The following is a 19,213-nucleotide window of genomic DNA, read 5'->3' on the forward strand; positions in this document are numbered from 1 at the left end:
GTTTTCCTTGGGGCCAGATTAGTTTCCGTTGCAACTAGCGCCCTTTGCCCCGCGCGTCACCCCAGCATTGCAACTGCCCAGATCACCCCGATCAGCAGCGGCACGCCGATGATGTCGAGCGCCAGTCCCGCCTTCAGCATCCGCGGCAGCGCGATATGATCAGTCGCCCACGCAAGCGCGTTGGGGCCGGTACCACTGGGGAGCATAAAGCCCCAGCTCGCTGCCATCGCGACGGGCAGCGCGAGAAGGATCGGATCGACTCCCGTCGCTGCGATCAGTGCCGCGAGCACCGGCATGATGCCGCTGGCGGTCGCGACATTGCTCGCGAATTCGGTGATCAGGATGGTGAGCGCGACGATGATCGCGGCCAGCGCGATCGTCGGGATGCTGCCGAGCGGCGCCAGAACCGCGCCCAGCCATGCGGCAAGACCGCTCGCGGTGATCGCCGCGGCGAGCGCCAGGCCGCCACCGAACATCAAGATGACGCCCCAAGGCGCGCGGTCGGCCTCTTTCCAGACGAGCAGGGGGCGCCCGGTGCCGTCGGGCAGGACGAACAGGAGCAGACTGCCCGCGATGGCGATGGTGCCGTCGGTCAGCGCGCCTTTGGGCAGCAAGGGTTCGAGCCAGGGTTGCGCCACCCAGGCGAGGAAGACGAGCAGGAAGACCGGAACGACACGGCGCTCGGCGGACGACCAGATCGCCTGTTTGCCGAGCGCGGCGGCGGCGCCCTGTCCGTCGAAAGCGTGTGCCGACAACCGCTGCACCCGCACGATGATGAACAGCGCCGCAGGGGTGGCGAGCAGGACGACGGGAACGCCATAGATCATCCAGTCGAGGAACGAGATGCGCAGCCCCAGCGTCTTTTCGATCAGCCCAGCAGCGATCGCGTTGGTCGGGCTGCCGACCAGCGTGCCGAGCCCGCCGATCGATGCTGCAAAGGCGATGCCCATCATCACCGCGCCGGCAAAACCCTCGGTCTCGCCCTCGCGAATGCCGCCAGCGCGGACGACGGCCAGTGCGATGGGGACCATGATCAGCGCAGTGGACGTGTTCGAAATGAACATGCTGAGCAGCGCGGTTGCCGCCATGAAGGCAAAGAGCAGCCCCGTCGCGGTCGGCGCCGCGCGCTTGAGCAAAGCTAGCGCAAGGCGCCGGTGCAGCCCGACGCGCTCGATCGCCAGCGCGAGAAAGGCGCCGCCGAGGATCAGGAACAGGATCGGCGAATAATATTCCTTGGCGACCGCATTGGCGTCCATAACCCCGAAAGCGGGGACGAGCAGGAAGGGCAGCAATGCGGTGACGGTTAGCGGCAGCGCCTCGCTCATCCACCAGATCGCCATCAGCACCGTCATCGCCGCGACGTGCCAGGCGGTGGTTTCCATGCCCGCCGGGGCGGGCAGCGCAAGCATGACGATGAAGGTCAGCAGGCCGCCGATCAATCCAAACAGGCGCGTGCGTGTCATCCGTCCCCCAAATGTGTCAGTTCAAACCGATCACTGACAGTTGGCGGCCATAGGAATTTTCCCCTTTATGGCACGCGCGGCGATAGCTGAAATAATCCTCGGCTTCGGCATAGGTGTCCTGCCCGCCGATGGCAATTGGAGCGATGCCCGCCGCCGCGATCCGGGCGGCGACATATGCGGCGATGTCGAACATCGCATGACCGGGCTTGGCCGCGGCAAAGAAGCGTTCGTTGGCGGGATCGTCGGCGGTGAAGCGCTGCACAAATGCATCGTCGACCTCATAGGATGCGCGCGCGATGCACGGCCCGATGGCGGCGCCAATGTTTGCGCGGTCCGCGCCGAGGCTTTCCATCGCGGTTAGTGTGGCGTCGGTGACCCCGGCAAGCGCGCCCTTCCACCCCGCATGCGCGGCGCCGACCACGCCTGCGTCGCGGTCGGCGAACAGCACCGGCACGCAATCCGCGGTGAGAATCCCCAGCACGATGCCGGAGGTGCGCGTCGCGAGCGCGTCGGCTTCGGGCCGTGCGGCCAGGTCGGTCGTCTCATCGACGATGACGCAGCGATTGCCATGGACCTGATAGACCCCAGTGAGCGCCGCGCCGGGCAGCACCGCATCGGCCACGCGCCGCCGGTTTTCGGCAATCAGCGCCGGATCGTCGCCCGAACCAAGGCCGCAGTTGAGCGACGCCAGCTCGCCGGTCGACACTCCGCCGCGGCGGCCGAAAAAACCGTGCGGAATGTCGGCGAGCGGCAGCGCGGTGGCGAACGGCGCGGTCACAGGTCGAGCCTGTAAAAACGGTCTTCGTCGATATGGTTGCCGACGCGAAATTCATTGCGGCCGACGTCATGGAAACCATAGCGGCGGTAAAAGGCCTGCGCGCGCGCATTTTCGGTAAAGACCGACAAATACAAGATCGACGCGCGCTGACGCGCCCAGGCGATGCCCCAATCCATCAACGCCGCCGCAACGCCGGTGCCTTTGGCGGCTTCGGCGACATAGAGCTGGTGCAGTTCCACGGCGTCGTCGGTCGCCTGCTCGGGGGGAAGGTCGAAATCGACCGGACCCATTTTGATATAGCCAAGGATGGCGCCGGCTGCGTCACGGACCAACCCAATGTCGTGATCGGACGCGCCGATCTGGGCGCGGACACGTTCGGGTGGGTTCCAGGTCGCGAGAAAGGCGGCCAGGTCGGCGGGGTCGTAGATATGACCAAAGGTGCGGGTGAAGGAGTCGGTGGCAAAGGTCGCGATGGCCTCTGCATCGTCCGGGGTCGCGAGATGAATGATGGTCAAGCACTGTCTCCTGTAAACCCGGCAGGGGTGGGCCAGCCCGGTGCGGTGATGGCCATGACTTTGAACAATTCGCCCATCGCGTCGGCCGCGACAAGCCGGTCGCGTTGACCCTTCAGCTCCTCGGCGCGGTCGGGCGCCGATGCCGCAAGCGATTGCAACCGCGAATCGATGCCCAGCCGCTGCAACCAATCGCCTTGGGTCGTGACCGGGCGGACCGCTGCCCCCCCACTCCGAGCAGCGTCGGCGAGCGCGGTGAAATCGACATGAGTGGTCAGGTCGACCTCGCCCGGATCGGCGAACGGGTCGGCGAAGCGGTGCGCCTTTACCGCCTGCAGCGTGTCGCCCACGGCGGGACCGCTAAAGCCATAGTCGATCACCAGCATGGCGCCGCCTTGCCGGGCGAGGCGAAAGGCGCAGCGCTGCATGATCGCCGCCGACACGGACGCGGTTTCGACGATGCTGCCCTCGGCGGCGCTGCGAAGCGCGGCGGGAACAAGGTCGTCTGCAGCCGCCTCTCCCGGCACCGGAACAAGTCGCGCGCCCTGCCGCTCGACCATCCGCTCGCGCCAGCCACCACTGGTGCGGACATATTGATGGACGGGCAGAGCGTCGAAAAATTCATTGGCGACGATGATCGCCGCACCGTCGACCGGCAGGTCGTCGATGTCTTCATGATGGACGGCAGCGGGAGCGCGGGCCAGTTGGGCCGAGCGAAGGGTCGGGCTGGTCTCAACAAAGTGGATGTTTTGCGGCACGCATTTGAAACGCGCCATCGCCCGAAGGGCGTCGGCGGCCAAGGTGCCGCGCCCCGGGCCGAGCTCGACATACCGAAAGGCCGGGCTCCCTGCGCGCGCCCACAGGTCGGCGATCCACACGCCGATCATCTCGCCGAACATCTGGCTGATTTCGGGGGCGGTGGTGAAATCGCCCGCGGCGCCCAGCGGATCGCGCGTCGCATAATAATGGCTGATCGCGGCGGCCATATAGTCGGCGACCGTCGTCGCCCGCGCCGCCGCGATGTCGCCGATCAGCTGGGCAGGCGTCGGCGGTCCGTCACGCAACGCTGTCGGGTCCGGCCACCGGCTCGACCCGCTGGCGGCGTCCCTTCGCGGTGGCGACGAGCCAGAAACCGATCAGCAGCATCGGGATGGTCAGCGTCTGCCCCATCGTCAGCCCCCAAGACAGGGTACCCAGTTGCACATCGGGTTCGCGCACGAACTCGACCGCGAACCGGCTGAGACCGTAAATGATCGCGGCCATGCCGAACAGGAATCCTGGTTTATAACGCGCGTCGGTGCGCCAGAAGAGGAAGGTCAGGACCGCCATCATCAGCAGCCCCTCGAGCCCTGCTTCGTAAAGCTGGCTCGGGTGGCGCGCCTCCATGCTGCCGCTGTCGGGAAAGATGATCGCCCACGGCACGTTGGTGGTGCGGCCCCACAGTTCGCCGTTGACGAAATTGGCCATGCGGCCAAAGAAAAGTCCGAACGGGATGACGCAGGCGACATAATCGCAAAAGCGCAGGAAACTCAGCTTTTCCTTGCGCGTCACATACCAGATCGCGATCAGCACCCCCATGACGCCGCCGTGCAGTGACATCCCGCCATCCCACAGCCGAAAGACGCCGAGCGGCTCCTTGATATATTCGCCCAGATTATAAAACAGCACATAGCCGAGTCGCCCGCCGATGATGATGCCGAGCATCGCGTAAAAGATCATGTCGTCGGCGTGGCGCCGCGCCATCGGGGCGCCCGGCTGCGCGATCAATTTGAGCAGATACCAGTAGCCGACGAAAATGCCGGCGAGATAGGCCAGCGCGTACCAACGGATCGGCAGGCCGAAAATGCTGAACGCAATTTCGCTGTTCTCTCCCATCAAGTCATGGAAGTTCACATATTGCGTTGCTTCGGCTAGGGTTGCAAAAAGAAACATAAAGTCGCGTGGTCCTTCCCCGGGAGAGGCCTCCCCATAAGGGGTTCGGCCAGCGAGACCAAGAGGAGAGATACAAGATGCCATCAGCGCTCGATTTGCGCCTGGAAGCCGCCTATAATCTGATCACCGGTCCGGGCGGACCGATCCAGGTCGGGTCCGTCGAACGCTTCGGCCGGCAGCTTCCCTTCATCACTAACGCGCCCACGAACCTGGCCGACTATGTCGCCTATTTCGCGATGCAGCATGGCGACGCGACGTTTCTGGTCGAAGGCGACGAACGGCTGTCGTTCAAACAGGTCTATATGGCAGCGCGGCAGGTCGCCGCCGGGCTGGTCGATGGCTATGGCGTGCAGCGCGGCGACCGCGTCGGGCTGGCGATGCGCAACGCGAATGCGTGGTGCGTTTGCTATATCGGCATTTTGCTCGCGGGCGGCTGCGCGACCCTGCTCAACGGTTGGTGGCAGGGCGGCGAGCTGGCCGCAGGAATTACCGACAGCGAAACCAAACTGGTCATCGCCGATGTGCAGCGCGCGGCGCGGCTGGAAGAGGTCGACCATGGCGCCAAGGTCATCACGCTCGACCTGACCCAGCCGATCGATCAGGCGATTGCGCCGATCACCAGCGCGGGCGGCAATGCGGCGACGGTGTTGCCGGTGCTTACCGGGCAGGATCTGGCAACGATCCTGTTCACCTCGGGCTCGACCGGCCAGTCGAAGGGCGCCTATTCGCGCCATGAAGCCGTGGTGCAGGCGATCTTCAACTATGTGACCCAGACCGCCAGCATCGTGCATCTGCTGACCCAGGACGGGCTGATGTCGGACATCCAGCCTGCGACCCTGATCTGTACCCCGCTGTTCCACGTCACCGCCGAAATCCCGGTGTTCCTGCAAAGCTTCGCGCTCGGCCGCAAACTGGTGCTGATGCCGAAATGGAACGCCGAGGAAGCGATGCGGCTGATCCAGGACGAGCAATGCAATTATTTCGTCGGCGTGCCCCTGATGAGCTATGAAATCCTCACACATCCGAACCGCAAGAATTACGATCTGTCGACGTGCAAAAGTTACGCCGGCGGTGGCGCGCCGCGGCCGCCGGAGCATGTAAAGCGCCTCGCGACCGAAATGGGCGAGGCGAAGCCGCTGCTCGGTTACGGCCTCACCGAAACCAACGCGGTCGGCTGCGGGATCATCAACGAAAATTACGTTGCCAAGCCGCTGTCGACCGGCCCAGCGTCGAAGCCGCTGGTCGATATGGCGATCCTCGACGATAGCGGCGATGAACTGCCTCAGGGCAGCGTCGGCGAAGTGTGCATCCGCTCGGTCGCCAATTTCGAAGGCTATTGGAAAAACGAGGCGGCGACCAGGGCGGCCTTTTTCGACAATGGCTATTTCCGCTCGGGTGACCTCGGCTATCTCGACGAGGACGGCTATCTGTTCATCGTCGATCGCAAGAAGGACATCATCATCCGCGGCGGCGAAAATATCAGCTGCCAGGAAGTCGAAGCGGCGATCTACGAGCATGCCGACACCAACGAATGCGCGGTGTTCGGCCTGCCCGACGAGCGGCTCGGCGAAGTGGTCGGCGCGGTCATCTGGGTGAAACCCGGTAGCACGCTCACCGCGGAGGATATGTGTTCGTTCCTCAGTCAGCGGCTCGCGCCGTACAAGGTGCCGTGCAAGATCTGGATGTCGAACGATGCGCTCCCCAAGCTGGGCAGCGAAAAGATCGACAAGGTCAGTTTGCGCAATCAATATCGTGCCGAATATGCAGCGGAGGTCGCTGCGTAACTTTTGGCGGGGAAGGAGCGAACCGGGATCATGGCCCAGGCTGAAACTCCCGTCGCTCCGTCGGCGCCCGTCCCGCTGGCACCGGTGCGCGTCTATCGCCACCGGTTGCCGACGCGCATCTGGCATTGGGTCAACGCCGTCACCCTGCTCATCCTGCTGATGAGCGGGCTGATGATCTTCAACGCGCACCCGCGGCTTTATTGGGGCGAATATGGCGCCAACAACGATCCCGCCTGGCTGGTGATCGGCTCGACACCCGACACCGGCTATTTGCGGATCGGGTCGCTAAGGCTCGAAACGACCGGTGTGCTGGGTCGCTGGACCAATGCCGAGGGGGTCGAAAAGACCTGGGCCTTTCCGGGCTGGGCAACGATTCCGACGAGCTACAATTTGGCCGACGGGCGGCGCTGGCACCTGTTCTTTGCGTGGGTGCTGTCGATCGCACTGACGCTTTATCTGCTGTGGACAGCATCCGGCGGCCATTTGAACAAAGACCTGCATGTTTGCCGCAGCGAATGGTCGCCGCGTCACATCTGGCACGACATCAAGCAGCATGCGCGGCTGCGGTTCCCGAAGGGCGAAGCTGCGGCGCGCTACAATATTCTTCAGAAACTCTCCTACATCGGGGTCATCTTTGTCCTGCTGCCGTTGATGATCGCAACGGGCCTGACCATGTCGCCGGGGATCAACGCGGGCGCACCATGGCTGCTCGACCTGTTTGGCGGGCGCCAGTCGGCGCGTTCGATCCACTTCATCGTGGCGTGGGCGTTGGTGGCTTTTTTCTTTGTTCATATTGCGATGGTTCTGCTTGCGGGTCCGGTGAACGAAATCCGGTCGATGGTGTCGGGCTGGTTCCACCTGCCGGCCGAAAGAAAGGACGGCGCATGAGCGAATTTGTCATGCCGCGGCGCCAGCTGATTGCGCGCGCGGGCGGCCTGGCGGCCACCTTGCCGCTGCTCTCGGCCTGCGACGCGATCAACGACGCGCCCGCTGTGCGCAAAATATTGTCGATGGGCGAGGAAATGAACCGCGCGAGCCACCGCGCACTGATCGACCGCAATGCGCTGGCGCGCGAGTTCACCCGCGCCGACCTGTCGCCGATTTTCCGCGCCAACGGCACGCGCTTGCCCGCCGGGGCTGCCTATGCCGCGCATGCGGCGCGCGGCTTTGCCGACTGGCGGGTTGCGGTCACCGGGCTCGTTGCCCGCCCACTGTCGTTGTCGCTGGCCGACATTCGTTCGATGCCGCAGCGCACCCAGATCACCCGCCATGACTGCGTCGAGGGGTGGAGCGCGATCGGCCAGTGGACTGGCGTGCAACTCAGCCGCATTCTGACCGCAGCCGGGGTCAAAGACAGCGCAGGTTACATTGTCTTTCGCTGCGCCGACCGGATCGGCGACGCGCTCTACTACGAAAGCTGCGACATGGTCGATGCGCGCCATCCGCAGACGATCATGGCTTGGGCGCTCAACGATGCGGTCGTGCCGATCGCCAATGGCGCCCCGCTGCGGCTACGTATCGAACGTCAGCTTGGCTATAAGCACGCCAAATATGTGACGGGTATCGAAGCAGTCGCCAGCCTCGAAGGCATCGGCGCGGGCAAGGGCGGCTATTGGGAAGACCGTATCGATTATGAATGGTACGCGGGGATATAGACCGCTCGTCATTGCGAGCGAAACGGGCCGAAGGCGGCCGTAAGCCTACCAATCCAGAGCGGTTACCGCAGGCTCTGGATTGCGGCGTCACCTTCGGCTCCTCGCAATGACGCTGCCTTTTATGTCGGATAAACCTCGTTCATGCTGTCCCAGCTGAGCGCGACCAGCTGTTCCAGAACGTCCAAATCGACGTCCGCCAGCTTGTTGATGTACAGGCAGGATTTGCCCGTCTTGTGCTTGCCCAGCCGCGCGAACAGCGCTTCGGCTTCGTCCTGCCGGTTGTAATAATTGCCCATCAGATAGAGTGTCAGCGCCGCCTTGCGTGGGCTGAATCCGGCGCGGCACATTGTCCCCGACCGGCCGCTGTCATATTTGTAGTCATAGCTGCCGTAACCGATGATCGACGGCCCCCACATCTTGGGTTCCAGCCCTGTCACCCGGCGGTGCATCGCATCGATTACCGCAGCCTCCTCGCGCCGCCGCGCCTCGGGCACCGCGGCGATGAAGTCGGCTACTCCGACTCCGGTGGCTTTGGTCTTGTTCTCGGTTTTTCCCATGGCGTGTCTTCCCATGGTAAGGATAGCGTTACAGGCCCGAAAATCCAAACACAGCGGGGCCGCGTGCAGCGACCCCGCGTTGCCTGCCGCGCGATCAGCGCCGCGTGCGCTTGCCTGCGAGTTCGGCGACCAGCGCCGGGGCGGGCCAGATTTTCTCCAGCCCTTCCTGAATCGCTGCGGTCGATACGACGACCGTCCGGTTCAGCGTGCCATCATAGCCGAAATTGCCGCCAAGCGAATGGATATTGCCGTCGAATGCGGTTCCAATGACGCTGCCGTCGCGGGCGATCACCGGCGATCCTGAATTGCCGCCAATGATGTCGTTGGTGGTAACGAAGTCATAGACGACATTTTTGTCGATGCGGGACTCGGCGTTCACGAATCCGTCGGCGAGCTTGTACGGCAGCTGCCCCGTCGCGCGGTCGTACGTGCCGCCCATCACGGTGGTTGACGGCACCGGCTTACCGCGCTCGGTCCAACCCTTCACCTGGCCATAAGACAGCCGCAGCGTGAAGGTCGCATCGGGATAGAGTTTGTCGCCATAGGCGGCGAAGCGCGCCTTGGCGAGCCGCGCCTGCGCCGCGGTGACCGGCGCGTCAAAGTCGCGGTCGAACGCCGTCTTGATCGCGCGGGCGCGCGGATCGAGCTGGGCAAAGAAGCGGATCATCGGATCGTCCGACGCTGCAATTGCTGCCGCGCCGCCTTCCCACAATTGCTTGCGATAGGCAGGGTCGGCGAGCTTGGTTCCTTCGACCAGCCGCTTGCCGAGCGCTCCCGGGCTTTCCTTGCCCAGCAGCGCCTGGATGTCTGCATTGTCGGTTCCGAGATATTCGCGCGCCTTGCTCGCCCAGAAACCGACGCCCAATTCTTCCAGCCAGGGATAGGTCGGTACTGGATCGGTTAGCCGCTTTTCAGTCAGCGGCAGCGCCGAATCGGTGAAACCGGGCAGGCGTTCGTTGTTGGGCTTGGTGCGCTCGGCCGCAGCGCGAACCAGCGTCTGTGCATAACCCGCCAGCTTCGAATAGGACGCCGGGCCGCGCTCAAGGAATACGCCGTCGAGATAGGTGTCGCGGCGCCCCGCCATCGCTTTGTCGATTTCCGCCCATGGATCGCCGATGTCGGCATTGCCCTTTGTGCGCGCGCGCAGATCGGCCTCGTCCGCCGCCATCTTGGCCGTAAAGGAGGGATCGTTCAGCGCGCGGAACTGGCCCGATTGCGCTTTGAAGCTGTTTTCATAGCCGAACAGCGTGTCACCGCCTTCGCGGGTCTTTTCAGGGCTGCCTTCCATCTTGGCGATCAGCCGCCCGCGATATTCGGATGTCAGGATCAGCGTCAGCGGCAGGCGTTCGGAGCGCTGGAATTCGCGCTGGGTTTCGGTCAGTAGGCGCTGGGTCGAGCCGGGGTTGCCGACGACAAAGGTGATCTCGCCTTCCTGCGGCGCGCGCGGATTCCATTTGAGGTGGGTTGGCGTCGCCACGGGCTTGCCGTCTTCATAGGCGCGCAGGAACGCGGCATCCATCGCGTAGCGCGGGAAGTTGAAATTGTCGGGATCGCCGCCAAAGAAAGCGGCCTGAAATTCGGGCGCCCACGCGATGCGGACGTCGCTATATTTGCGATATTGATACAGCTTGTACTGGCCGCCGCCGAACAGGGTGACGACCTGACAGCGGGTCTTGGCGCGATCGGTGCAGCCCGTGGCCTCGATTTCGGCAATGCGCGCGTCGCGGGCCTTGACCAGCGCCGCGCCGGTCAACGATCCGATCACGCCCTGGATGTCCCCGGTGACATCGGTGATCGAGGTGACGACTTCGGCCTGCTGGCCCGGACATTGGCGCTCGCGGGGCCGATCGGCGGCGTTGAAGCCTGCCGTGACCAGATCGTTGTCGGCGGTCGACAGATTCTGCAGGCAGCTGATGACGCAGTGGTGGTTGGTCAGGATCAGCCCCTCGCTCGAAACGAAGGAGGCCGAACAGCCACCGGTCAGCCGCACCGCCGAAGCCTGAGTCCGATCCAGCCATTGTTTGTCGGGCGCCCAGCCATAAGTGCTGCGAATTGCGTCGGTCGGCACCCCGTCAAAGGTCCACATGCCTTCGTCGGCAGCGGCGGGGGCGGTGGCGGCAAAAGTGGCGGCAACGGCAGCTAAAGCAAGAGTCAGGCGCATAAAGTTCCTCGTCCAAGACATATAGTTTCATCGGACACTAGCGGCGCTCGCCCGCGCGGCCAAGTGAATATGCATGATGGCAAACGTAGAGCTAATGCCTTTTAACGGCGCGATAAAAATAGGACCGCGCGGGCCTTTCCCACATTGTTCTGCGGTGCTTCAATCGCCGGTAATATGGCACGGGCGCCCCGCCAATGGCCGTATTCTTCTTGGACGACGCGTCGGCGGCGCCCTTCACGCGCAGCGACTTCTGGGGGGAAAACGAGTGACAAGCTTGACAAGTTGCGCCGCTCCCTCCGCGCGGCGGGCATGGCGGGCGTTGCGTCGCGGGGGCGGGGCTGCTAGCCGCGCCCGCGTCATCCCCTCGCCAAAGGTACAGCCATGTCCGATTCCATAAAGCGCGTCGTCCTCGCCTATTCGGGCGGTCTCGATACCAGCGTCATCCTGAAGTGGCTGCAGGTTACCTATGGCTGCGAAGTGGTGACCTTTACCGCTGACCTCGGGCAAGGCGAGGAACTTGAACCCGCGCGCGCCAAGGCCGAGCTGATGGGGATCAAGCCCGAGCATATTTATATCGACGATCTGAAAGAGGAATTCGTCCGCGACTTCGTCTTCCCGATGATGCGCGCCAATGCGCGGTACGAGGGCGATTACCTGCTTGGTACCAGCATCGCGCGGCCGCTGATTTCGAAGCGGCTGGTCGAGATCGCCAGGGAAACCGGCGCCGACGCCGTGGCACACGGCGCGACGGGGAAGGGCAATGATCAGGTCCGGTTCGAGCTGTCGGCCTATGCGCTGAACCCCGACATCAAGGTGATCGCGCCGTGGCGCGAATGGGATCTGACCAGCCGCACCGCGCTGATCGCCTGGGCCGAACAGCACCAGATTCCGGTGCCGAAGGACAAGCGCGGCGAAAGCCCGTTTTCGACCGACGCCAATTTGCTGCACACCTCGAGTGAGGGCAAGGTGCTCGAAAATCCGTGGGATGAGACCCCGGACTATGTCTATTCGCGCACCGTCAATCCGGAGGATGCGCCCGACACCCCTGAATATATCACCGTCGATTTCGAGCGCGGTGATGGCGTCGCGCTGAACGGGCAGGCGATGTCGCCTGCAACCTTGCTTGCGGCGCTCAACGACCTTGGCCGCAAGCACGGCATTGGCCGCCTCGACCTCGTCGAGAACCGCTTCGTCGGCATGAAGTCGCGCGGCATGTACGAGACGCCAGGCGGCGAGATTTACGCGCGCGCCCATCGCGGTATCGAAAGCATCACCCTCGATCGCGGCGCCGCGCATCTCAAAGACGAGCTGATGCCGAAATATGCCGAGCTCATCTACAACGGTTTCTGGTTCGCCCCCGAGCGCGAAATGCTGCAGGCGGCGATCGACCATAGCCAGGAAAAGGTCAGCGGCACCGTCCGGCTCAAGCTCTACAAGGGCAATGCGAACGTCGTCGGCCGCAAGTCGCCGAATAGCCTATACAGCGAACGCCATGTGACGTTCGAGGATGACGCCGGCGCCTATGACCAGAAGGATGCTGCGGGCTTCATCAAGCTCAACGCGCTGCGCCTGAAGCTGCTCGCCAAACGCGATCGATAGGAAGACGCCGATGCGCTTGTTCGATTTTTCGTCATGGCAAAGCATCGGGACGACATTGCTGGGGCTGGCGCTTTTCACCCTGATCGGGGTCGGCATCCGGCTGATGGTGATGATGACCATCCAGCAGCGCCGCGAACGGATGAACCGCCAGATCAACGAGCGGCTGCGCACGTTGATGGCGGCGTACAAGACGCTGGGCGGTTCCTTCACCGGTGACCTGACGGTCGATCCGCGGCATCTACGCGATAGGCGGCGAGCTGTGCCCGTCGAGGGCGAGGCCGCGCCGCCGATCGACTTGTCGGGCGAAGCTGCGAACGGCGATTCGAGCGAAGGCGAATCGGACCGACCACGCCGGATCCGCGATGCGGTCGAAGCGGCGCTGTCCGACATCATCCTGCTCGGCACCGAAGACCAGGTGCGGCTAGCCAGCCGCGCCGCGCGCGAACTGGCTGATGGGCGGCCCGTGCATGTTCACGACCTGGTGATCGCGCTGCGCGATTTCATTCGTCAGGCGCTCGATCTCGATCCGGTGCCTGACGACGTTGTCATCCCGTTGCAAGGTCCGACCCGCCCATCGAGCGGCGGCGGCAAGGGCGGCGGTTCGGGGCGCGATCGAGGAGGCGGCGGCGGTGGACGCGGTGGCGGGATGAGCGGCGGCGGGGTCGGTATGGCCGGCGGGCTTGGTGTCGCCGGGGGTGCAACAATTGCCGGGGGGGCTGCTGATGCGGCGGGCGGTGAGGCTGTCAATGAAACGCAACCAAAATGAAGGGTTAGCATGACAGACGGACCTACGCTAAGGCGCGATTCGTGACCGCGACCCGCTTTTTCTCCGACAATGCTGCAACGGTTCATCCGGTGGTGATGGAAGCGATGGCGGCTGCCAACCATGTCGACACCGCTTATGACGGCGATGCGCTGAGCCAGTCGCTCGACGCGAACTTTTCTGAGTTGTTCGAGACGGACTGCGAGGTCGTGTGGATCCCCACCGGCACCGCCGCGAACAGCATCATCCTCGCCCATTTTGTCCGGCCGTGGCAGGGCATCCTCTGTTACGAGGAAGCGCATATCGAGGTCGATGAGTGCGGCGCCCCGACCTTTTATTCGGGCGGTGCCAAGCTGATGACACTGCCCGGGCGCGGCGCCAAGATCGACGCCGAAGCGTTGAAAGCGCGGATTGCGGGGATTCGCAAAGATGTCCATCAGGTCCAGCCCGCGGCGATCAGCATCACCAACGCGACCGAATATGGCCTCGTCTGGCGCGCCGACGAGATTGGCGAGATCAGCCAGATTGCGCGCGCCAATGGCATGAAACTGCATATGGACGGCGCCCGCTTCGCCAATGCCGTCGCTTATTTGGATTGCGCCCCTGCCGACGTGACCTGGCGCGCCGGGGTCGATGCGCTGTCGTTCGGCTTCACCAAAAATGGCGCGATGATGGCTGAGGCGATCGTCTTTTTCGGTGGCAGCGGCGGGCCGGGCGTGCGCGAGCTCAAGAAGCGCGGCGGCCATTTGCTCAGCAAGGGGCGGTTCGTGGCGGCGCAGATTCGCGCAATGCTGAACAATGACCTGTGGCTCGACAACGCCCGTGCCGCCAACGCCGGGGCAGCGACCCTTGCGGCGGCGTGCGGCGACCGGCTGATGCACCCGGTCGAGGCGAACGAGTTGTTCGTGCGCCTGACCGCCGCCGAAGCCGCAAAACTGCGCGGCGCCGGGTTCGATTTTTACGACTGGGGCGAAGGCGCGGCGCGTCTGGTCGTCAGCTGGGATCAAGACGCCGACGCAGTCGCGCCGTTTGCGGCCGCGATCGCGGCGCTATGAGCGCGCCGCCGAGCCTGCTGACGCCGCGCGTATTATTACCCTTTCTCTTCGTCACCCTGATCTGGGGATCGACGTGGATCGTGATCACCGGGCAGCTAGGCGTCGTTCCGCCCAGCTGGTCGGTCGCTTACCGCTTTTTCGTCGGCGCCGCCGCGATGTTCGCTTATGCGGCGTGGCGCGGCGAACGGTTGACGCTGTCGGGGTACGGTTGGGGATTTGCCGCCTTGCTGGGGACGGCCCAGTTCGCGTTCAATTTTAACTTCGTCTATCGCGCCGAACTTCACATCACCTCGGGACTAGTCGCGGTGCTGTTCGCGCTCTTGATCGTCCCCAACACCTTGCTCGGGCGCGTGTTCCTGAAGACCAAGGTCGAGGGCCGTTTCCTGCTCGGCGCCGGGATCGCGATCGTCGGGGTGGGGATGATGATCCTTCAGGAATATCGCGCCGCCGCCGTTGGTGCTGCCGAAGTGCTGATCGGCACCGCGCTGACCCTATGCGGCGTTATGAGCGCATCTGCTTCCAATGTGATGCAAGGGAGCAACATCGCGCGCGCGCAGTCGATGGTGGTGATGATCGCCTGGGCGATGCTGTTTGGTGCAGTGGGCGACGCCGTTTTCGCATGGGTGACCATCGGCCCGCCGGTGATCGAGCCGACATCCGCCTATCTAGTCGGTGTGCTGTATTTGGGGGTCATTGCCAGCGCGGTGACCTTCCCGCTGTACTTCAACATCATCCGCGCCGTCGGGCCGGGGCAGGCGGCATGGTCGAGCGTGCTGATCCCGATCATCGCGATGGGCTTTTCGACGATATTCGAAGGGTATCGCTGGGCGCCGCTGTCGATCGGTGGCGGCGTGGTTGCGCTGATCGGGCTGGTGATCGCGGTGGCCAAGCGGCCCGAGCGGCCTTCGGTCAGCGGGAACATGGTAGCGGTTCCGGTCGACGCCGATTAGCGCCAGACGCTAACCCGCGCTGATCCGTTCGATGTCGGCGCCGACCGCCTGAAGTTTCTCTTCGAGTCGTTCGTAGCCGCGATCGAGGTGATAGACGCGGTTGACCTCGGTCGTCCCTTGCGCTGCCAGACCGGCAATGATCAGGCTCATCGAGGCGCGCAGGTCGGTCGCCATCACCGGCGCGCCGACGAGGTGGTCGACGCCGCGCACCACGGCGCTGCGACCGCGCACATCAATGTCGCAGCCCATGCGCGCCAGTTCGGGGACGTGCATATAACGGTTCTCAAAGATCGTTTCGGTGAACAGGCTGGCGCCCTTGCCGAGGGTCGCCATCGCCATGAACTGCGCCTGCATGTCGGTGGCGAAGCCGGGATAAGGCGCGGTCGACAGCGTGACAGGTTCGGCGCGGCCCGACATGGCGACGCGAATGCCACTCTTGGTTTCCTCGACTGTGGCGCCTGCCTGACGCAGTGCGCTCAGCGTCGCTTCCATTTCGCTGGCCTTGGCGCCGACCAGTTCGACATCGCCCTCGGTGATCACCGCGGCGCAGGCATAGCTGCCCGCTTCGATACGGTCGGCCATGACGCGGTACGTCGCGCCGTGCAGGCGATCGACGCCCTCGATGATGAGCGTTTCGGTACCGATGCCGTCGATATGCGCGCCCATCGCAACCAGGCAGTTGCACAGGTCGACAATCTCGGGCTCGCGCGCGGCGTTCTCGAGCACGCAAGTGCCTTTGGCCAGTGACGCCGCCATCAGCGCATTTTCGGTCGCGCCGACGGAGACGACGGGAAAGGTGAACTTGCCGCCCGCAAGGCGTCCGCCGGGGGCGACGGCCTTCACATAGCCCGAGGTCAGCTCGATCTGGGCGCCAAAAGCTTCGAGGGCTTTTAGGTGCAGGTCGATCGGGCGGTTACCGATCGCGCAGCCGCCGGGCAGTGACACCGTCGCCTCACCAGCGCGCGCGAGCAGCGGCCCGAGCACGAGGATCGAAGCGCGCATCTTGCGCACGATGTCGTAGGGCGCGACGGTCGATGTGAGCGTCGTCGTCCGCGCGGTCATCACGCGGCCGAAATCTTCGGGCCGCGACCCCTCGATCGTCGTCGAGCAACCGAGCTGGTTGAGCAAGTGGCCAAAGCCGTCGACATCGGCGAGCCGCGGCAGGTTGCGCAGGGTCAGCGGCTCGTCGGTGAGCAGCGCGCACGGCAGCAGGGTCAGCGCCGCATTCTTGGCGCCGGAGATGGGGATACGGCCCTTGAGTCGCTGGCCGCCGCGAATGACGATTTGATCCATCGGCTGTCTTTAGCGCACGGGCGCAGGCGCGCAAGCGCGCACCTTTCGCCGTGGCTTTCCGGTTGGAAATGTGAAACTGTCGCGGCTGGGTTAGAGTTCTGCAAAGGCAGTGCGAACCGAGCAGACTTTTCAGGGGGGAGAAGGTCATGCGTAATAGTCTCGTCACGATCGCTACGTCGTCGGCATTGATCGCCAGCCAGCTGGTTGTCCCGGCGATGCCGCAGTCAACCTACCCCTATCCGCAGCCAGGTGGGCCACAGATACAGCCGCCGCGACCGGGGTATCAGGGCTATGCGGGAACGCTCCGCTGTGAATCGCGGAATAACAAGATCCAGCGCTGCAACGTCCGCACTGACAATCGCGTCGATCTGTTGCGCGTGATCGGCGGTGGCTGTTCGAAGGGGCGCGATTGGGGGTTCACTGCAAACCAGATCTGGGTGTCGGGCGGCTGCCGCGCCGAATTCGGTTTTGGCTATGCGAGCGGCGGTGGTTATCCGACGCCCTTGCCGCAACCTGTCGATGATTATGCCGGAACGCTGCGCTGTGAATCGCGCAGCAATCGCTATGAGCAATGCAATGTCCCCACCAGCAACCGCGTCGATCGGCTGCGCAAGCTCGGCGGCAAATGCAACGCCGGGCGGCAGTGGGGTTACACCAACGATTATATCTGGGTGAACAACGGCTGCCGCGCGGAATTTGGCTATGGGTACCGCAATGTGCGGCCGATCGAGCGCGAAAAGAACAAGGGGCCGAGCACCGGACTGATCATTGGCGGCATCGTGGTGGCTGGCGGTTTGCTGGCATTGCTCGCCAGCCAGAAGAAAAAGAAGGCCGAAACCGCAGCGCCTGACAGCGGCGAGGCGACATATCCCGCCGGTCCGCCAGCGAAGTTGAGCGCCAATCTGAGCGGCTTGCCGAGCGCGTCCCGCCCGTCGGTGCAGAATTGCATGACTGATGCGGCGCGGCAGATCGGGGTGACTGGCGGCACGCGTCTGTCTTATGACAAGCTGGTCTCGCTCGAACAGGGCAATGGCGGCTGGCGGATCCGTGCGGCGATGACCGCGACCTACCCCGACGGCGCGCGTCCGATCGAAATCTATTGCCGCGCGACGCCGAGCGACATCATTCAACTAGATTTCAGCTGAGGCAAGAGGCGGCTGCCCCCGCGTGAGCGAGGGCGGCGAGGTGATAGTCAGGCGAGTGCCTCTTCGATCTGACCAAGCCGGTCTTTCCCAAAGAACATCGCATCGCCGACGAAGAAGGTCGGGATGCCAAACACCCCGCGGGCGACCGCGACTTCGGTGTTGGCGACGAGCTTTGCCTTGATCTCGGGCTCCTGCGTCCGCGCGAGCAGCGCTGGGCCATCGAAGCCATTCGCCGACAGGAAGGTTGCGACGACGTCGGCGTCGTCCATCTTCAGCCCGTCTTCCCACATCGCGCGGTTCACCGCGTCGACATAATCGTCGAGCACGCCCTCATCGTCGGCGACGATCGCGCCGCGCATGATGGTCAGCGTGTTGACCGGGAAATGCGGATTGAGGCGAAATTTCCCCAGGCCATGTTTTTCGATGAAGCGCCGCATCTCCAGATTTTCATAGGCCAGCTTGGCCGGCGCATCGGCATATTGGATCATTGGCGCCTTGTTGCCCGTCGCCTTGAAAACGCCGCCGAGCAAGCACGGCGTGATGAGCAGGTCAGCGCCGGTGCGGTCGAGTAGCTCGGGCAATGCCTTCATCGCCAGATAGGCGTTGGGGCTGCCAAAATCGAAAATCAGTTCGAGCGTCTTGGTCACCATTTTTCTCCCCAGGGGCGAAGGTCGAGTTCGTGCGTCCAGGCGCTCTTTGGCTGCTTGTGGAGCATCACATAATTGGCGGCGATGGCGGCCGGATTGAGGATCAGATCCTGCGCCTTGGCGTTTTCGAAATCGGGATGGCGGCTCTTGATGAATTCGGTGTCGATCGCGCCGTCGATGACGGTGTGCGCGACGTGGATACCCTGTGGCCCCAGTTCACGTGCCATTGCCTGCGCGAGCATCCGGAGCGCGCCTTTGGCGCCCGAAAAGGCGGCATAGCCCGACCCGCCGCGCAACGACGCGGTGGCGCCGGTGAAGATGATCGTGCCGCGCCCCCGTGGAGTCATCCGCTTTGCCGCCTCGCGCCCCATCAGGAAGCCACCAAGGCATGCCATTTCCCATACCTTGGTGTAAACGCGCACCGTCGTTTCGCTGATCGGGAAATTGACGTTGGCGCCAATGTTGAACACCGCGACCTCAATGGGGCCAACCTCGGCCTCAACCTGATCGAACAGCGCGATCATCGCCGCTTCGTCGCGTGCGTCGGCAGGAAAGGCGCGAGCCGACAAGCCGTCGTCGCGGATCGACTGCGCCAGCGCTTCGAGCTGATCGGCGTTGCGTTCGCGGCGGTTGACGCAGGCGGCCAGGCCTTCGGCTGCGAAGGCGCGGGCGATAGCGCCGCCGGTGGCGTCTCCGGCCCCGATGATGACGGCTGCGGGATTGGGCATGTGCGACTCTCCTCTTGCATCCGATAGTAACTATGATAATCATAGTGACAAGAGATTTTTGAAGACGCCAAAGGGAGCTGCGGTTGCGCGTAAGAACACCGTCATTGGGGGCGCTGCCGCGGCACCCCCGGTGGGGGTAACCCCCCGGGGTTTGGTTGGGGTGGGGGGCACTGGGGGGGGTTTGGGGGGGG

18 protein-coding genes are annotated in these 19,213 nt (G+C 64.0%); 8 read left to right on the forward strand and 10 right to left on the reverse strand.

What is annotated here, in order from left to right; genetic code table 11:
• Window positions 1–56: 56 nt before the first annotated feature.
• The 5 genes from K0M74_RS19530 to lgt are packed head-to-tail and all read right to left on the reverse strand — an operon-like array spanning window position 57 to window position 4,628.
• Complete coding sequence (locus K0M74_RS19530) at window positions 57–1,463, reverse strand: DASS family sodium-coupled anion symporter (RefSeq protein ID WP_293976202.1); 1,407 nt, start codon at window positions 1,461–1,463, stop codon at window positions 57–59.
• Window positions 1,464–1,479: 16 nt separating this feature from the next.
• Window positions 1,480–2,241 carry a peptidoglycan editing factor PgeF gene (pgeF, locus tag K0M74_RS19535; protein ID WP_293976204.1) on the reverse strand — a complete coding sequence of 254 codons (762 nt, stop codon included), beginning with the start codon at window positions 2,239–2,241 and terminating at the stop codon, window positions 1,480–1,482.
• Complete coding sequence (locus K0M74_RS19540; protein WP_293976206.1) at window positions 2,238–2,756, reverse strand: N-acetyltransferase; 519 nt, start codon at window positions 2,754–2,756, stop codon at window positions 2,238–2,240. The genes pgeF and K0M74_RS19540 overlap by 4 nt, the downstream gene beginning before the upstream one ends.
• The gene (locus K0M74_RS19545; protein WP_293976208.1) at window positions 2,753–3,817 is read right to left on the reverse strand and encodes an SAM-dependent methyltransferase; all 1,065 of its coding nucleotides are present in this window, start codon (window positions 3,815–3,817) and stop codon (window positions 2,753–2,755) included. The genes K0M74_RS19540 and K0M74_RS19545 overlap by 4 nt, the downstream gene beginning before the upstream one ends.
• Window positions 3,810–4,628: a prolipoprotein diacylglyceryl transferase gene (gene lgt, locus K0M74_RS19550; protein WP_293976239.1), complete on the reverse strand. Its 819-nt coding sequence runs from the start codon at window positions 4,626–4,628 to the stop codon at window positions 3,810–3,812. Before lgt ends, K0M74_RS19545 begins: the two co-directional genes overlap by 8 nt.
• Window positions 4,629–4,762: 134 nt before the next feature.
• Here lgt and K0M74_RS19555 point away from each other — a divergent pair, with 134 nt between their 5' ends.
• Genes K0M74_RS19555 through K0M74_RS19565 form a run of 3 tightly spaced genes read left to right on the forward strand, consistent with a single transcriptional unit; the run spans window position 4,763 to window position 8,124 of the window.
• Window positions 4,763–6,469, forward strand: a complete 1,707-nt coding sequence (locus tag K0M74_RS19555; RefSeq protein WP_293976209.1) for a class I adenylate-forming enzyme family protein — start codon at window positions 4,763–4,765, stop codon at window positions 6,467–6,469.
• 30 nt (window positions 6,470–6,499) lie between these two features.
• A complete protein-coding gene (locus tag K0M74_RS19560) occupies window positions 6,500–7,357 on the forward strand; it encodes a cytochrome b/b6 domain-containing protein (RefSeq protein ID WP_293976211.1) in 858 nt (285 codons plus the stop codon).
• Window positions 7,354–8,124: a molybdopterin-dependent oxidoreductase gene (locus tag K0M74_RS19565; protein WP_293976213.1), complete on the forward strand. Its 771-nt coding sequence runs from the start codon at window positions 7,354–7,356 to the stop codon at window positions 8,122–8,124. Before K0M74_RS19560 ends, K0M74_RS19565 begins: the two co-directional genes overlap by 4 nt.
• Before the next feature lie 119 nt (window positions 8,125–8,243).
• Here K0M74_RS19565 and K0M74_RS19570 read toward each other — a convergent pair whose 3' ends face one another.
• Window positions 8,244–8,681: a DUF1801 domain-containing protein gene (locus K0M74_RS19570; RefSeq protein WP_293976215.1), complete on the reverse strand. Its 438-nt coding sequence runs from the start codon at window positions 8,679–8,681 to the stop codon at window positions 8,244–8,246.
• Window positions 8,682–8,775: 94 nt separating this feature from the next.
• Window positions 8,776–10,842 carry a S46 family peptidase gene (locus K0M74_RS19575; protein WP_293976217.1) on the reverse strand — a complete coding sequence of 689 codons (2,067 nt, stop codon included), beginning with the start codon at window positions 10,840–10,842 and terminating at the stop codon, window positions 8,776–8,778.
• Window positions 10,843–11,223: 381 nt separating this feature from the next.
• Between K0M74_RS19575 and K0M74_RS19580 the strand changes: the two genes are divergently transcribed.
• The 4 genes from K0M74_RS19580 to K0M74_RS19595 are packed head-to-tail and all read left to right on the forward strand — an operon-like array spanning window position 11,224 to window position 15,209.
• Window positions 11,224–12,441, forward strand: coding sequence for an argininosuccinate synthase (locus tag K0M74_RS19580; RefSeq protein WP_293976219.1), 1,218 nt, complete (start codon window positions 11,224–11,226; stop codon window positions 12,439–12,441).
• A 10-nt stretch (window positions 12,442–12,451) separates the two neighbouring features.
• Window positions 12,452–13,207, forward strand: coding sequence for a hypothetical protein (locus tag K0M74_RS19585; protein ID WP_293976221.1), 756 nt, complete (start codon window positions 12,452–12,454; stop codon window positions 13,205–13,207).
• Window positions 13,208–13,248: 41 nt separating this feature from the next.
• On the forward strand, window positions 13,249–14,259 hold the full coding sequence (locus tag K0M74_RS19590) for a low specificity L-threonine aldolase (protein WP_293976223.1): 1,011 nt from the start codon (window positions 13,249–13,251) through the stop codon (window positions 14,257–14,259).
• The gene (locus K0M74_RS19595) at window positions 14,256–15,209 is read left to right on the forward strand and encodes a DMT family transporter (RefSeq protein ID WP_293976225.1); all 954 of its coding nucleotides are present in this window, start codon (window positions 14,256–14,258) and stop codon (window positions 15,207–15,209) included. Before K0M74_RS19590 ends, K0M74_RS19595 begins: the two co-directional genes overlap by 4 nt.
• A 9-nt stretch (window positions 15,210–15,218) precedes the next feature.
• Here K0M74_RS19595 and murA read toward each other — a convergent pair whose 3' ends face one another.
• Window positions 15,219–16,502, reverse strand: a complete 1,284-nt coding sequence (gene murA / locus K0M74_RS19600; protein WP_293976227.1) for a UDP-N-acetylglucosamine 1-carboxyvinyltransferase — start codon at window positions 16,500–16,502, stop codon at window positions 15,219–15,221.
• A 146-nt stretch (window positions 16,503–16,648) separates the two neighbouring features.
• On the opposite strand from murA, the gene K0M74_RS19605 reads away from it, so the two are divergent.
• Complete coding sequence (locus K0M74_RS19605; protein ID WP_293976229.1) at window positions 16,649–17,647, forward strand: DUF3011 domain-containing protein; 999 nt, start codon at window positions 16,649–16,651, stop codon at window positions 17,645–17,647.
• A gap of 47 nt (window positions 17,648–17,694) precedes the next feature.
• Here K0M74_RS19605 and K0M74_RS19610 read toward each other — a convergent pair whose 3' ends face one another.
• Both K0M74_RS19610 and K0M74_RS19615 read right to left on the reverse strand, forming a co-directional pair.
• A complete protein-coding gene (locus K0M74_RS19610; protein WP_293976231.1) occupies window positions 17,695–18,297 on the reverse strand; it encodes a 2-hydroxychromene-2-carboxylate isomerase in 603 nt (200 codons plus the stop codon).
• Window positions 18,291–19,022: an SDR family oxidoreductase gene (locus tag K0M74_RS19615; RefSeq protein ID WP_293976233.1), complete on the reverse strand. Its 732-nt coding sequence runs from the start codon at window positions 19,020–19,022 to the stop codon at window positions 18,291–18,293. The genes K0M74_RS19610 and K0M74_RS19615 overlap by 7 nt, the downstream gene beginning before the upstream one ends.
• Between the last annotated feature and the right edge of the window lie 191 nt (window positions 19,023–19,213).

This window comes from Sphingopyxis sp., assembly GCF_019459305.1.
In the GTDB taxonomy this organism is placed as follows: domain Bacteria; phylum Pseudomonadota; class Alphaproteobacteria; order Sphingomonadales; family Sphingomonadaceae; genus Sphingopyxis.

Bases quoted from the DNA above. Each gene is read 5' to 3' on its own strand.
- lgt (WP_293976239.1), bottom strand. From the start codon at position 4,628: ATGGGAGAGAACAGCGAAATTGCGTTCAGCATTTTCGGCCTGCCGATC.
- K0M74_RS19595 (WP_293976225.1), top strand. From the start codon at position 14,256: ATGAGCGCGCCGCCGAGCCTGCTGACGCCGCGCGTATTATTACCCTTT.
- K0M74_RS19615 (WP_293976233.1), bottom strand. From the start codon at position 19,022: ATGCCCAATCCCGCAGCCGTCATCATCGGGGCCGGAGACGCCACCGGC.
- K0M74_RS19585 (WP_293976221.1), top strand. From the start codon at position 12,452: ATGCGCTTGTTCGATTTTTCGTCATGGCAAAGCATCGGGACGACATTG.
- K0M74_RS19575 (WP_293976217.1), bottom strand. From the start codon at position 10,842: ATGCGCCTGACTCTTGCTTTAGCTGCCGTTGCCGCCACTTTTGCCGCC.
- K0M74_RS19570 (WP_293976215.1), bottom strand. From the start codon at position 8,681: ATGGGAAAAACCGAGAACAAGACCAAAGCCACCGGAGTCGGAGTAGCC.
- K0M74_RS19605 (WP_293976229.1), top strand. From the start codon at position 16,649: ATGCGTAATAGTCTCGTCACGATCGCTACGTCGTCGGCATTGATCGCC.
- murA (WP_293976227.1), bottom strand. From the start codon at position 16,502: ATGGATCAAATCGTCATTCGCGGCGGCCAGCGACTCAAGGGCCGTATC.
- K0M74_RS19610 (WP_293976231.1), bottom strand. From the start codon at position 18,297: ATGGTGACCAAGACGCTCGAACTGATTTTCGATTTTGGCAGCCCCAAC.
- K0M74_RS19555 (WP_293976209.1), top strand. From the start codon at position 4,763: ATGCCATCAGCGCTCGATTTGCGCCTGGAAGCCGCCTATAATCTGATC.
- K0M74_RS19530 (WP_293976202.1), bottom strand. From the start codon at position 1,463: ATGACACGCACGCGCCTGTTTGGATTGATCGGCGGCCTGCTGACCTTC.
- K0M74_RS19580 (WP_293976219.1), top strand. From the start codon at position 11,224: ATGTCCGATTCCATAAAGCGCGTCGTCCTCGCCTATTCGGGCGGTCTC.
- K0M74_RS19560 (WP_293976211.1), top strand. From the start codon at position 6,500: ATGGCCCAGGCTGAAACTCCCGTCGCTCCGTCGGCGCCCGTCCCGCTG.
- K0M74_RS19565 (WP_293976213.1), top strand. From the start codon at position 7,354: ATGAGCGAATTTGTCATGCCGCGGCGCCAGCTGATTGCGCGCGCGGGC.